The organism is Microbacterium sp. USHLN272 (assembly GCF_037149655.1).
In the GTDB taxonomy this organism is placed as follows: Bacteria; Actinomycetota; Actinomycetes; order Actinomycetales; family Microbacteriaceae; genus Microbacterium; species Microbacterium galbinum.
The window spans coordinates 2,443,671-2,456,126 of sequence record NZ_JBBCRA010000001.1 but is presented as its reverse complement, the minus strand read 5'-3'; the positions used below and the strand labels follow the sequence as shown (position 1 = coordinate 2,456,126).

The 12,456-nt window shown below is 70.1% G+C and carries 16 protein-coding genes; 11 read left to right on the top strand and 5 right to left on the bottom strand.

Going from position 1 to position 12,456, the window contains the following annotated elements; translation table 11 throughout:
- Positions 1-20: 20 nt before the first annotated feature.
- On the top strand, positions 21-212 hold the full coding sequence (locus tag WFJ97_RS11840) for a hypothetical protein (RefSeq protein WP_247633715.1): 192 nt from the start codon (positions 21-23) through the stop codon (positions 210-212).
- Positions 213-274: 62 nt separating this feature from the next.
- On the opposite strand, the gene WFJ97_RS11835 is transcribed toward WFJ97_RS11840, so the two are convergent.
- Positions 275-904 (bottom strand): TrmH family RNA methyltransferase, encoded by a 630-nt coding sequence (locus WFJ97_RS11835; RefSeq protein ID WP_247957018.1) that lies wholly within the window; start codon positions 902-904, stop codon positions 275-277.
- Between the two features lie 70 nt (positions 905-974).
- Here WFJ97_RS11835 and WFJ97_RS11830 point away from each other — a divergent pair, with 70 nt between their 5' ends.
- From WFJ97_RS11830 to WFJ97_RS11805, 6 genes are read left to right on the top strand one after another with little or no spacing between them, the layout of a single operon-like run.
- The gene (locus WFJ97_RS11830) at positions 975-2,273 is read left to right on the top strand and encodes an Nramp family divalent metal transporter (protein WP_336641625.1); all 1,299 of its coding nucleotides are present in this window, start codon (positions 975-977) and stop codon (positions 2,271-2,273) included.
- Between the two features lie 36 nt (positions 2,274-2,309).
- Positions 2,310-2,609: a hypothetical protein gene (locus WFJ97_RS11825; RefSeq protein WP_247624386.1), complete on the top strand. Its 300-nt coding sequence runs from the start codon at positions 2,310-2,312 to the stop codon at positions 2,607-2,609.
- A gap of 43 nt (positions 2,610-2,652) precedes the next feature.
- On the top strand, positions 2,653-3,285 hold the full coding sequence (locus WFJ97_RS11820; RefSeq protein WP_336641624.1) for a metal-dependent transcriptional regulator: 633 nt from the start codon (positions 2,653-2,655) through the stop codon (positions 3,283-3,285).
- Positions 3,286-3,340: 55 nt separating this feature from the next.
- The gene (locus WFJ97_RS11815; protein WP_336641623.1) at positions 3,341-4,153 is read left to right on the top strand and encodes an HAD-IIA family hydrolase; all 813 of its coding nucleotides are present in this window, start codon (positions 3,341-3,343) and stop codon (positions 4,151-4,153) included.
- Position 4,154: 1 nt separating this feature from the next.
- A complete protein-coding gene (locus WFJ97_RS11810; protein WP_247624380.1) occupies positions 4,155-4,721 on the top strand; it encodes a YdeI/OmpD-associated family protein in 567 nt (188 codons plus the stop codon).
- Complete coding sequence (locus WFJ97_RS11805) at positions 4,718-4,882, top strand: hypothetical protein (RefSeq protein ID WP_336641622.1); 165 nt, start codon at positions 4,718-4,720, stop codon at positions 4,880-4,882. Before WFJ97_RS11810 ends, WFJ97_RS11805 begins: the two co-directional genes overlap by 4 nt.
- Before the next feature lie 28 nt (positions 4,883-4,910).
- Here the strand turns inward: WFJ97_RS11805 and WFJ97_RS11800 are convergent, their stop codons facing one another.
- From WFJ97_RS11800 to pyrE, 3 genes are all read right to left on the bottom strand, one after another.
- Positions 4,911-6,071 (bottom strand): anhydro-N-acetylmuramic acid kinase, encoded by a 1,161-nt coding sequence (locus WFJ97_RS11800; protein ID WP_336641621.1) that lies wholly within the window; start codon positions 6,069-6,071, stop codon positions 4,911-4,913.
- Between the two features lie 187 nt (positions 6,072-6,258).
- Positions 6,259-7,161, bottom strand: coding sequence for an ROK family protein (locus WFJ97_RS11795; protein ID WP_336641620.1), 903 nt, complete (start codon positions 7,159-7,161; stop codon positions 6,259-6,261).
- Positions 7,158-7,718 (bottom strand): orotate phosphoribosyltransferase, encoded by a 561-nt coding sequence (gene pyrE / locus WFJ97_RS11790; RefSeq protein ID WP_247624376.1) that lies wholly within the window; start codon positions 7,716-7,718, stop codon positions 7,158-7,160. The genes WFJ97_RS11795 and pyrE overlap by 4 nt, the downstream gene beginning before the upstream one ends.
- Before the next feature lie 114 nt (positions 7,719-7,832).
- On the opposite strand from pyrE, the gene WFJ97_RS11785 reads away from it, so the two are divergent.
- A complete protein-coding gene (locus WFJ97_RS11785; RefSeq protein WP_247633704.1) occupies positions 7,833-8,678 on the top strand; it encodes an exodeoxyribonuclease III in 846 nt (281 codons plus the stop codon).
- A 10-nt stretch (positions 8,679-8,688) separates the two neighbouring features.
- A complete protein-coding gene (locus WFJ97_RS11780) occupies positions 8,689-9,501 on the top strand; it encodes an HAD family hydrolase (protein WP_336641619.1) in 813 nt (270 codons plus the stop codon).
- Here the strand turns inward: WFJ97_RS11780 and WFJ97_RS11775 are convergent.
- Positions 9,498-10,124, bottom strand: a complete 627-nt coding sequence (locus WFJ97_RS11775) for a dihydrofolate reductase family protein (protein ID WP_336641618.1) — start codon at positions 10,122-10,124, stop codon at positions 9,498-9,500. The genes WFJ97_RS11780 and WFJ97_RS11775 overlap by 4 nt on opposite strands.
- 341 nt (positions 10,125-10,465) lie before the next feature.
- Between WFJ97_RS11775 and WFJ97_RS11770 the strand changes: the two genes are divergently transcribed.
- Positions 10,466-11,755 carry a sensor histidine kinase gene (locus WFJ97_RS11770; protein ID WP_336641617.1) on the top strand — a complete coding sequence of 430 codons (1,290 nt, stop codon included), beginning with the start codon at positions 10,466-10,468 and terminating at the stop codon, positions 11,753-11,755.
- Positions 11,752-12,453 carry a response regulator transcription factor gene (locus WFJ97_RS11765; RefSeq protein ID WP_336641616.1) on the top strand — a complete coding sequence of 234 codons (702 nt, stop codon included), beginning with the start codon at positions 11,752-11,754 and terminating at the stop codon, positions 12,451-12,453. The genes WFJ97_RS11770 and WFJ97_RS11765 overlap by 4 nt, the downstream gene beginning before the upstream one ends.
- Positions 12,454-12,456 lie beyond the last annotated feature (3 nt).

The following is a 12,456-nucleotide window of genomic DNA, read 5'->3' as shown; positions in this document are numbered from 1 at the left end:
ACAATGGAGGAATGCTGAGCATGAACGAACCGCAGGTCTGGGTGCTGATCGGCGTCTTCGCCGCGGCCATGTTCGGCATGATCACGATCGTGTCGACGCTGTTCATCCACGTGATGAAGACCGAGATCCGGAGCGTCCACAGCCGCATCGACGCACTCGACCGCGACGTCAGCGCCCTGTACCGGCACGTCCTCGGCATCGATCGCGACTGATTCCGCCATGACTGCGCGTGACGGTCGGAGACGAGATCCGCGTCAGCGCTCGACTGGGGTGATCAGTCCGCGTACCGCCGGCACCACTCGTACATGATCACGGCCGCCGCGGCGCTCGCGTTGATCGAGCGCGTCGACCCGTACTGAGTGATCTCGATGTGGGCGGATGCCGCGGCGAGCGCCTCCGCCGACAACCCCGGACCTTCCTGACCGAAGAGCAGCACGCAGCGTTCGGGCAGTTCGGCCTTGTCGACCGGCACCGAACCCTCGACGTTGTCGACGGCGACGATCGGCATCCCCTCGGCTGCCGCCCACGCCGCGAACGTCTCGATGTCTTCGTGGTGCACGACGTGCTGATAGCGGTCGGTGACCATGGCGCCGCGCTTGTTCCACCGGCGGCGTCCGATGATGTGCACGGTGTCGGCGAGGAACGCATTGGCGCTGCGCACGATCGATCCGATGTTCATGTCGTGCTGCCAGTTCTCGATGGCGACGTGGAACGGATGCCGATGCGTGTCGAGTTCGGCGACGATCGCTTCCATCCGCCAGTACCGGTAGCGGTCGATGACGTTGCGGGTGTCGCCGTGCTCGAGGAGTTCGGGGTCGTACTCCTCGCCGGTCGGCCACTCAGAAGCCCCTCCGGGCCAGGGGCCGACGCCGTGGGTGGTGCGCTCCGGCGTCTGCTCTTCCATCCCGCCAGGCTATCCGTCGTGCGACCCGAAGCAGATTTCGGTGCGCCTAAATATCCGCTAGGGTTTCGGTGTGCCTAAAAATTCCTCGCTGATCGACGCCCCGGCCACCCGCACCGCGCCACCGCGCAGCCTCTGGTTGCTCGGCCCCGCGCTCGTCGCCGGGGTCGCCTATCTCGACCCGGGCAACGTCGCCAGCAACATGACCGCCGGCGCCCAGTACGGCTACCTGCTCGTCTGGGTGGTGGTCGCCGGCAACGTGATGGCCTGGCTGATCCAGTACCTGTCGGCCAAGCTCGGCGTCGTGACGGGCCAGAGCCTGCCCGAGGTGCTCGGCTCCCGCCTGCGCAATCGCTGGGCCCGGCGCTCCTATTGGCTGCAGGCCGAGCTCGTCGCGATGGCGACCGACCTGGCCGAGATCATCGGCGGCGCGGTCGCCCTCAACCTCCTCTTCAACGTGCCGCTGCTGCTCGGCGGGTTCATCACCGGCGCGGTCTCGATGATCCTGCTCACGGTGCAGAACCGTCGGGGCGCACGCCCCTTCGAGTTCGTGATCATCGCGCTCATGGCGATCATCACGATCGGCTTCGTCGCGGGTGTCTTCGTCGCACCGCCGGACCCGGCGGGTGTCGTCGGCGGCCTCGTCCCCCGCTTCGAGGGAACCGGATCGGTGCTGCTCGCGGCATCCATCCTGGGTGCCACGATCATGCCGCACGCCATCTACGCGCACTCCGCCCTGAGCCGCGACCGGTTCGGCGCCAATCCCCGCCTGGCACCCGCGGATGCCGCGACCGAGGCCGCGCGCACCGAGCCCTCGCGCATCCGCCGTCTGCTCACCGCGACCCGCTGGGACGTCACGATCGCGATGATCATCGCGGGCTCGGTGAACCTCGGCATCCTGCTGCTGGCCGCGGCGAACCTCGCGGGCGTGCCGGGCACCGACTCGCTCGAAGGCGCACACGCAGCCCTGGCCGCGGGTCTCGGTCCGGTCGTCGCCACGTTCTTCGCCGTCGGCCTGCTCGCCTCCGGTCTCGCCTCGACGTCCGTCGGTGCGTACGCCGGAGCGGAGATCATGCACGGTCTGCTGCACGTGCGCATCCCGCTGCTCGCGCGCCGACTGATCACGCTGATCCCCGCTCTCGTGATCCTGGGGCTCAACGTCGACCCGACGCTCGCGCTGGTGCTCAGCCAGGTGGTGCTGTCGTTCGGCATCCCGTTCGCGCTCATCCCCCTGGTGGTGCTCACGGCGCAGAAGCGCACGCTGGGCGTGTGGGCGAACCGCGCCTGGACCACCGTCGCCGGGGTCGTCGCCTCGGCGCTGCTGATCGCGCTGAACGCCGCCCTGCTCTGGCTGGTGCTCACGGGGGCCTGAACCACGGGCACCCGGGGCGCGGATAGGCTCGATGTCATGTCTGCCGACACCGCCCGCCGCAACGTCCGTCTCCTCAGTTGGATCGGACTCGCGACCGGACTGCTCGGGGGCGTGCTGGTCGCCTTCCCGACCGTCATCGGCCTGGCCAGCCCGTGGGTGCAGCTCGCGCTCGGCATCGCGACGCTGGTGCTGGCGTTCCGCGCCCGCAAGATCGGCATCGCCGAGGTGCCCGATTACGACGGGCGCCTGTCGCTCGCCGGGGCGATCCTCGGATTCCTCGTGATCTTCTTCGCCGGTCAGGCCGCGTTCGGCATCCTGGTCGCCGTCGCCAACTGACCCCGACCCGGGCCGCAGGGGTGGCCTCACCTAAACTGGTGCGGTGGCATCCCCGGCAGCAGACGACTACCTGAAGACCGTGTACGCGCACACCGAGTGGCAGGACGCCCCGATCACCCCGTCGGTGCTCGCCGGCAAGCTCGGCATCGCCCCCTCATCGGTCACCGAGATGGTGAAGAAGCTGGCGGCGGCCGGCCTCGTCTCGCACGTGCCCTACGGCGCCGTGCGCCTGACGGATGCCGGAACCCGCCGCGCACTCGCGATGGTGCGCCGCCACCGGCTGATCGAGACGTGGCTCGTGCAGGAGTTCGGCTACGGCTGGCACGAGGTGCACGACGAGGCCGAGGTGCTGGAGCACACCATCAGCGACCGGCTGCTCGAGGGCATCGACGCCCGCCTCGGGCGCCCGCGTTTCGACCCGCACGGCGATGCGATCCCGGATGCCGACGGCCACGTCGAGCGCGTGCCGTTCGTGCTGCTGGCGGATGCTCGGACCGGTCACACCGGCACGGTGCTGCGCGTCGACGACCGCGACCCTGAGCTGCTGCGCGCCCTCGAATCACTCGGCCTCGACGTGTCGTCGACCGTGCGGGTGACGGCATCCGGTGTCGAGATCGACGGCGCCGAAGTGGAGCTGCCCGAGGGTGCGGCCGAGGTGGTCTGGCTCGGGGCGTAGACCCCCGTCGCAACACGCTCAGGCGCGCGCAACCCGCTGGCTCTAGGCTGAGCACATGGGACAACACCGCGACGACATCGAATGCTGGCTGACCGACATGGACGGCGTTCTCGTGCACGAGAACACGGCCATCCCCGGCGCGTCCGAGATGCTCGCGGGGTGGGAGCAGAACGAGATCCCCTACCTCGTGCTCACGAACAACTCGATCTTCACCGCGCGTGACCTCTCGGCCCGTCTGCGCGCGAGCGGCCTGGTGGTTCCCGAGGAGCGCATCTGGACCTCGGCGCTCGCGACGGCCGACTTCCTCGCCCAGCAGCTGCCCGGCGGTTCGGCGTTCGTGATCGGCGAGGCCGGTATCCTCACCGCCCTGCACGAGGCCGGGTTCATCATGACCGAGACCAACCCCGACTTCGTCGTCGTCGGCGAGACCCGCAACTACTCGTTCGAGGCGATCACCAAGGCGATCCGCCACATCATCAACGGCTCGCGCTTCATCGTCACCAACCCCGACGCGACCGGCCCGAGCGCCGACGGCGTGCTTCCGGCGACCGGGGCGATCGCGGCGCTGATCACGAAGGCCACCGGCAAGGAGCCCTACGTGGTCGGCAAGCCGAACCCGATGATGTTCCGCTCGGCGCTCAACAAGATCGGCGCGCACTCGAAGAAGACCGGCATGATCGGCGACCGCATGGACACCGACATCGTCGCCGGCATCGAGGCGGGCCTGCACACCGTGCTCGTGCTCACCGGCATCAGCGACCAGGCCGAGATCGAGAAGTACCCGTTCCGTCCCGACGAGATCGTCGACTCGGTCGCCGATCTGCTGCCCACGGTCACCCCGTCGATCCCGACGCTCGACGAGGACTGACATGGGCGTCCTCGACGACGGCGAGCGCCTCACCGCGGCGGATGCTGCGGCCTGGCGCTCGTGGCTCGACGAGAACCACGAACGAACCGCCGGCGTGTGGCTGCTGAGCGTGCGCGGGAGCTCCGGCGACGGCCTCGGCTACGAAGACGCCGTGCGGCACGCGCTCTGCTTCGGCTGGATCGACGGACCGGTGCGCACCTTCGACGGCGTCAACGCGCAGTGGTTCTCTCCGCGCCGCCCGGGCAGCGGGTGGGCGGCGACGAACAAGGCCCGGATCGCGGAACTCGAAGCGGCAGGACTGCTCGCGCCGGCCGGCATCCGCGTGCTCGACGCCGCCAAGGCGAACGGATCGTGGACGATGCTCGACGGCCCCGAGGCCGGGATCGAGCCGCCCGAGCTGACCACCGCGCTCGATGCCGTGCCGGCCGCGCGCGCGAACTGGGATGCGTTCCCGAAGTCGGTGAAGAAGTTCGGGCTCACGCACATCGCGATGGCCAAGCGCGCCGAGACGCGCGATGCGCGCATCGCCAAGATCGTGGCGGATGCCGCGGAGGGGAAGCGACCGTGAACCAGAGCGACATGCTCTTCCTGGTGCTGATCGTGATCGGGCTCAGCTCGCTCACCCTGGTCATCGTGCAGTTCGTGCGATCACGGCGACGCGGGGGCGACTCCGACGGGCGCGGCGGCAACTGGTGGGAAAGTCCCTGGGACGAAGACCAGCGGCGCTAGAGCCCGCCGGCGACTTGCCCGCCTCTGACTAGCCCGCCGTCGTCAGCGTCAGGCTCGTCACCGCGTCGACCGGCTCCGGCATCCGCAGCGGCCCCTCACCCGGCGTGATCGTGCCGAGGATGCGCGGCGCCATGGCCCCCGTGCCACCCGGCACGATCGCGGCGACGCCGTGCATCGTGCACCAGCCGATCAGCGCGAAGAGGATCGCCTCCTTGCTGTCGACCGAGGCTCCGAGTTCGTCGGCGAGCACCACGTCGACGCCGGGCAGGGCGGAGCGCAGGCCGTCGAGGATCACCGGGTTGTGGCATCCGCCGCCCGACACGGCGAGGAAGCGGATGCCGGCGGCCGCGACGTCCTGCGCGACGGTGCGCACGGTGAGTTCGGTGAGCGTGCGCACGAGGTCGGCATCGCTGATCTCGCGCTCGGCGACGTGCGCCCGCACGTAGTCGAGGTGGAAGTGCTCTTTGCCGGTGCTCTTCGGCGCCGACAGCGCGTAGTACGGCTCGGCGAGGAGGTCGGCGAGCAGCGCCTCGTCGATCGTGCCGGCGCGGGCGATCGCGGCATCCTCGTCGTAGCCCTTGTCGTTGAGCCCGCGATCGACCACGACGGCGTCGACGAGCGCGTTGGCGGGGCCGATGTCGTAGGCCGAGACGCGTCCGTCGGCGACCACCGTCATGTTGGCGATGCCGCCGAGGTTGAGGGCCGCGGCGACCTCACCCCGGCCGCGCAGCAGCAACTCGTCGAGGAACGACACGAGCGGAGCACCGTGCCCGCCCGCGGTGATGTCGCGGATGCGCACGTCCGACACGACCGGCGCACCGACGGCCTCGGCGATCCAGGCCGGCTGGCCGATCTGCAGGGTGCCACGGGCGTGATCGCCCTCGACCCAGTGGTAGACGGTCTGGCCATGGGTGCAGACGGCATCCACTCCCCCGACGGATGCCGCGGCCGAGGCGGCGACGTCGGCGAACGCCTGGCCGATGAGGGTGTCGAGCTCGCACACCTCGGCGAGCGTCGTCTGGGCCGGAGGGAGGGCGGCGACGAGGCGGGCCCGCAGGTCGGGCGCGTACGGCACGCTGTCCTCGTGGAGCACGATGCCACGCAGGGCGCCGTCGTGCTCGGCGAAGTCGACCACCACCACGTCGATCCCGTCGTGGGAGGTACCCGAGAGCAGTCCGAGTACGCGCATGCGTGCCCCTTTCGTCGTCTTGCTACGAGGGTACGCGGAATTTGTTAGGAGTGCGTACGGATGCCGCTCGCGCGTCGAGACACCACTTCTTTCGCGAGACATCACGACGCACGTGGTGTCTCGCGACGAATGTGGTGTCTCAGGTGGGCGCGCGTGCGAACGCCCCGAGCGCTGACCGGCCCGGAAGCTATCGCAGCACGAGCGCCGCGGCGCCGATCAGCGGGCCTTCGTCGCCCAGTCCCGAGCGCACGACGCGCGCGCGACGGGAGTACTCGTGCACGGCGCTCGCGGTGAGCGCCTCCTGCACCAGCTCGATGTAATCGTCGGAGACGCGCGAGAAGCCGCCGCCGATCGCGACCGTGTCGAGGTCGACGAGCGTCGCGGCATCCGCCAGTGCCTCACCGACGGCCTTCGCCGAGCGCTCGATCGCGGCGCGCGCGATCGCGTCTCCGGCGGCCGAGTCGCGCGCGAGATCCTCGCCGGTCGACCCGACCCATCCCTGCTGCTGCGCCCAGGTGACGCTCGCGGGGCCCGACGCGATCTCCTCGAGCGTCAGCCCGCCCTCGCGGCGGATCTGCCCGAGGTGCCCCGCGTTGCCCGAGGCTCCCGGGATGTACGCGCCGTTCACGACGAAGCCTCCGCCGACACCGGTCGAGACGACGATCGAGAGCGAGGCCAGGGCATCCTGCGTCGCACCGCGCCACGATTCGGCGAGCGCGAGCGCGCCGCCGTCGTGACCGAGCACGGTCGGCACATCGCGACCGAGCACGGCGGATGCTTCGCGCCGAACCGCGGCGGCGAGACCGTAGCCGCGCGCCGAGGGCATGTTCACGGGCACGATCGTGCCGCTCGGGCGGTCGACGGGGCCGGCGCTCCCCGCACCCGCGCCGACGAGCTCGGCATCGGCGGGGAGAGCGGCGAGGGCGTGCTGCACGATCGCGGCCACTGCGGCGTCGAACGATTCCGGCGTCGCCTCGCGTCCGGTCGCCTGGCGGCTGCGGGAGCCGTCGACGAGCGTGCCGTCCTCGGAGACGAGGGCGGCCTCCATCTTCGTGCCGCCGACGTCGACGGCGAGGGCGTAGCGGGTCACTGGGGGTCGAGTCCGAGGTCGTCGAGGTCGAAGGCGGCGCGCCATTCGAGACCCTCGGCCTCGATGGCGGCCTGGGCTCCGGTCTTGCGGTCGACGATCACGGCGACGGCGACGACCTCGGCACCCTCCTTGCGGAGCGCTTCGACCGCTTTGAGTGCCGACTGGCCGGTGGTCGAGGTGTCTTCGAGCACGACGACGCGCTTGCCCGCGACATCCGCTCCCTCGATCTGACGACCGCGACCGTGGTCCTTGGGCTCCTTGCGCACGACGAACGCGTCGACAGGACGCTCGGCCGCGACGGAGGCGTGCAGCACCGAGTTCGCGATCGGGTCGGCGCCGAGCGTGAGCCCGCCGACGGCGACCACGTCGAGATCGGCGATCAGGTCGAGCATGATGCGGCCGATGGCGGGGGCGGCGCGATGATCGAGCGTGAGCTTGCGCATGTCGACGTAGTACGTCGCCTTCTTGCCACTGGAGAGGGTGAAGTCGCCGTGGAACACCGCCTCGTCCGTGATGAGGGCGAGGAGGTTCTGGCGGTCTGCGTCGAGTGCGGTCACGGCATCCAGTGTAGGAGAGTCGCGCTCTGACTGCGCTGTCAGATCTCGTTGGGGCGTCATCTGCGTGTCGCGGGCCGCAGATCGCGTGTCCGAGGCCGCAACTAGGCTGGACGCATGCGCTTGGCCACCTGGAACGTCAACTCCATCCGTACCCGTGTCGCCCGCACCGTCGAATTCGCCGTTCGCGAAGACATCGACGTGCTCGCGATGCAGGAGATCAAGTGCAAACCCGAGCAGTTCCCCTACGGCCCGTTCGAAGAGGCCGGCTACCAGGTCGAGGTGCACGGCCTCAACCAGTGGAACGGCGTCGCGATCGCGAGCCGCCTGCCGATGAGCGACGTGCGCACCGGGTTCGACGGCATGCCCGGCTTCGCGAAGGGTCACGAGGGTCCGGATGCCCCGCTCGAAGCGCGCGCGCTGGGCGTGATGGTCGACGGCGTACGGGTGTGGAGTCTCTACGTGCCCAACGGCCGCTCGCTCGACGACCCGCACTACGCCTACAAGCTGCACTGGCTCGAGGCGCTGAAGAACTCGACCGCGGCCGAGCTCGCGGCGAACCCCGCCCTGCCGCTCGCGCTGGTCGGCGACTTCAACATCATCCCGTTCGACACCGACAACGGAGACCCCGACATCGTCGAGGGCGTCTCCACCCACGTCTCCCCCGCCGAGCGCGCCGCGTTCTTCGCGATGGCGGATGCCGGGCTCACCGACGTCGTGCGCCCGATCCTCCCCGAGGGCTACACCTACTGGGACTACCAGCGCCTCAAGTTCCCTCGCAACGAGGGCATCCGCATCGACTTCATCCTCGGCTCCCGCACGCTCGCCGACGCGGTCACGGGTGCCTCGATCCACCGCGACGAGCGCAAGGGCGAGCAGCCCAGCGACCATGTGCCGGTCGTCGCCGACATCGACCTCGGGGGCGCGGACGACGACGACGATCTGCCGATGATCTTCTCGTGACGCTCCACCCATGACGCTCCGGCTGATCGCCACCGATCTCGACGGCACCCTGCTCGACTCGACCTCGTCGGTCACGACCCGCACGCGAGCGGCTCTCGACGCGGCGCGGGCCCGCGGCATCCACGTCGTTCCGGTCACGGCCCGCCAGCCGATCGGCCTGCGTGCGATCGCCGGCGACGCCGACTTCCGCGAGTGGGCGCTCTGCAGCAACGGCGCCTACGCCACGCACCTGACCGACGGGCGGATGCTGTTCGCCGAAGAGCTCCCGGCCGAGACCATCCGCACGCTGGCCGAGGCGCTACGCGCGAGCGTGCCCGGGCTGCTGTTCGCGAGTGTGCGCGAGGGCGGCGAGACCTTCGTCGCCCAGGAGGGGTACGCGGCGATCGCCGACCTCTCCGACCACAAGCGCGACCCGAAGACCATGGGCGGGGTGCCGCTCGATCAGGTGCTCGACGCCCCGAGTCTCAAGTTCGTGATCCGGCATCCGGAGCTCGCGCCGTCGGCCCTGTTCGACGCGCTGACCTCGCTGGGGCTCACCGGATTCGAGGCGACGCTGTCGGGTGCGCCGTTCGTCGAGGTGATGGCCGAGGGCGTCACCAAGGCCACCGGTCTCGCCCGTCTCTGCGCCCACCTCGGCGTCGACCGCGCCGACGTGATGGCTTTCGGCGATGCGCTCAACGACGTCGAGATGCTGCGCTGGGCCGGGCACGGCGTCGCGATGGCCGGCGCGGATGCCGTCGTACAGGATGCCGCCGACGAGATCGGTGCGTCGAACGATGATGACGGGGTTGCGCGGGTGGTGGAGCGGGTGCTGTCGAGCTAGAAGGTGTCGACGGCGGGCTTGCGGCCCGTTCGCCCGTATCGGAGCAGGATGACCCCGCCGTCATCGGAGATCGGGGGCTCGATCAACTCCAGCACAGACGGCAGCGCGCCGTCGTCGAAGACCTTCTTGCCCGCGCCGAGCAGGATCGGATAGACCCAGAGGTTCAGCTCGTCGAAGAGACCCTTCTCGAGCAGGGAGTGCACGAGATCGAGGCTGCCGATCACGTGCACCTCGCGGTGATCGGTCCGCAGCCGACCGATCTCGGTCCCGAGATCGGCGCCGACCCGACTGCTGCCTTCCCAATCGAGCGCGAGCTCGGCATCGCGGGTCGCGACGTACTTCGGCACCCGGTTGAAGAGCCGCCCGATCTCTCCCTCGTCGCCATCCGTGTGGTGCGGCCAGTACGAGGCGAAGATGTCGTACGTGCGCCGCCCGAGCAGCAGCGCGTCCAACCCGCGCATCCCCTTCTCGATCTCGGGACCGACTCCCGAACTCGGATGCCCCGCCTGCCACCCGCTGAACCGGAAACCGCCGGAGGTGTCTTCGTCGACCCCACCGGGCCCCTGAGCGACGCCGTCGAGGGTCATGAAGAGATCGATGAGAATGCGGCCCTGACCGGTCATGTGCGGACTCCTTCGTCGAAGGTCGAATCAGGGCGGGGATTCGTCTCACGGCGAGATCACCCGCTGCCCGATACTCGTCCGCCGAGGAACCGGTGTCAACGGGTGTTCGTGATCCGGCGACGAGTCTCTCGCGCGGGGTGCTTCGACAGGCTCAGCAACCCAGCTAAAGCGGCATCAGCCGCGAGGAAACCCAGACGGGAGTGGTGCACGGTGAGCGTGTCGGGCCGCGACGCGCCGCAGCATCCGCTCTTCGTCTCCGTTTTCTCGCCAGGCGACCCGCATGACCGGCATCCGCCGCACGGGGGATGCCGCCGCCCCGCGCCGCGCCCTACGGTGGAGGGATGCCCGCCGAGTTCCAGCGCACACCCACCGCGCGCGAGCGGCGCAGCGATCTGCTGCTCGCCGCCGTGCTGTTCGTGGGCGCGATCCTCAGCGCCGCGCTCTCGTCGATCTCGCAGATCTACGGCGACGAGCAGGCCGAGCTGTGGACCGCCCTCGTCTACGCCGTGATCATCACCGCTCCGCTGGCGTTCCGGCGGCGCTACCCGGCCGCGGTCGCGATCGTCGTCTCCGCCGCGTACTTCGCGGCCGTCACCATCCGGGTGCCGGAGATCTACGTCGGCAACATCGCGATGTTCATCGGCATCTACACGGCGGGCGCCTGGATGAACAACCGCCGTGCGGCGATGCTCGTGCGCATCGGCATCATCGTCGGAATGTTCGCGTGGCTGCTGATCACGATGTACCGCGACGCGATCAGCCAGGCCGACGAAGCCGAGGTCATCGCGGGCGCGATGTCGCCCTACGTCGCCTTCATGATGCTGCAGATCCTGCTCAACCTCCTCTACTTCGGCGGGGCCTATTACTTCGGCGAGCGCTCGTGGATCTCGGCATCCGAGCGTTCGGTGCTCGAGCAGCGCACCGCCGAACTCGAGCGCGAGCGCGAGGTGACGGCGGCGCAGGCCGTCGCGCTCGACCGCGTGCGCATCGCCCGCGAACTGCACGACGTCGTCGCGCACCACGTGTCGGTCATGGGCGTGCAGGCGGGGGCTGCTCGGCTCGTGATCGACCAGGATGCCGAACGCGCGAAAGAGCTCCTCGCCGGAGTGGAGGGATCGGCGCGCGATGCGATCGGCGAGCTGCGCCAGCTGCTCGAGACCCTGCGCGCCCCGGGCGGCGAGAGCTCCGACCCCGCCTCGACGGTCGGACTCGACGACATCCGCGAACTGGTCGAAGCGTCGACCGAGGCGGGACTTCCGACGGATTACACCGTGATCGGCGAACCGGTCGACGTGCCCTCCCTCGTCGCGGTGAACCTCTATCGCATCACCCAGGAGTCGCTCACCAACGCCCGTCGTCACGCCGGAGTCGGCGCCACCGCCGACGTGCGCGTGCGCTACGACGACGCGGGCGTCGAGGTCGAGGTCGTCAACACCGGCCGCATGGTCGGCCAGTTGCGACCGGGCCTCGGGCAGTTGGGCATGCGCGAGCGCGCGATCGCCTCGGGCGGCACGATCGAGGTGACGCCGCGCCCCCTCGGCGGACTCCGCGTGCGGGCGCGGGTGCCGCTGAAGGTCGCACCCGCCGTCGCATCTCGCCCGACCGCGAAGGCCGTGAGGAACCCCGAATGACCGACACCCCGATCCGCGTGCTCCTCGTCGACGACCACGCGATGCTGCGCGCGGGATTCCGCACGATCCTCGGCACCCAGCCCGACATCGAGATCGTGGGCGAGGCCGCGACCGGAGCGGATGCCGTCGCCCAGGCCGCCGCGCTGCACCCCGACGTCATCACGATGGACGTGCAGATGCCCGACATGGACGGCATCGAGGCGACCCGCCGCATCGTCGCCGACCCCGACATCACCGCGGCCATCGCGATCGTGACCACCTTCGACCGCGACGACTACCTCTACCAGGCGTTGGATGCCGGAGCGAGCGGGTTCCTGCTCAAGAACGCCGGCCCCGAAGACCTCATCGCCGCCGTGCGCGCGCTGGCCGTGGGCGACGGGATGCTGGCGCCCGAGGTGACCCGTCGCGTGCTCGCCCGATTCGCCGGATCGGCGCCCGCCACGGCGCCGGTCGCGATAGCCGAGCCGTCGCCCCCGCGCACCGCCCCTGCGCCCGTCGCGCTGGCCGAGCCGTTCACCGAGCGGGAGGCCGAGGTGCTGACCCTCCTCGCCGATGCCCGCAGCAACGCCGAGATCGCCGCCGCCCTCTTCATCGGCGAGGCGACAGTGAAGACCCACGTCTCGCGCATCCTGCAGAAGCTCGGAGCCCGGGATCGCGTGCAGGCCGTGGTGCTCGCGCACCGCCTCGGGCTCGCCTGAACC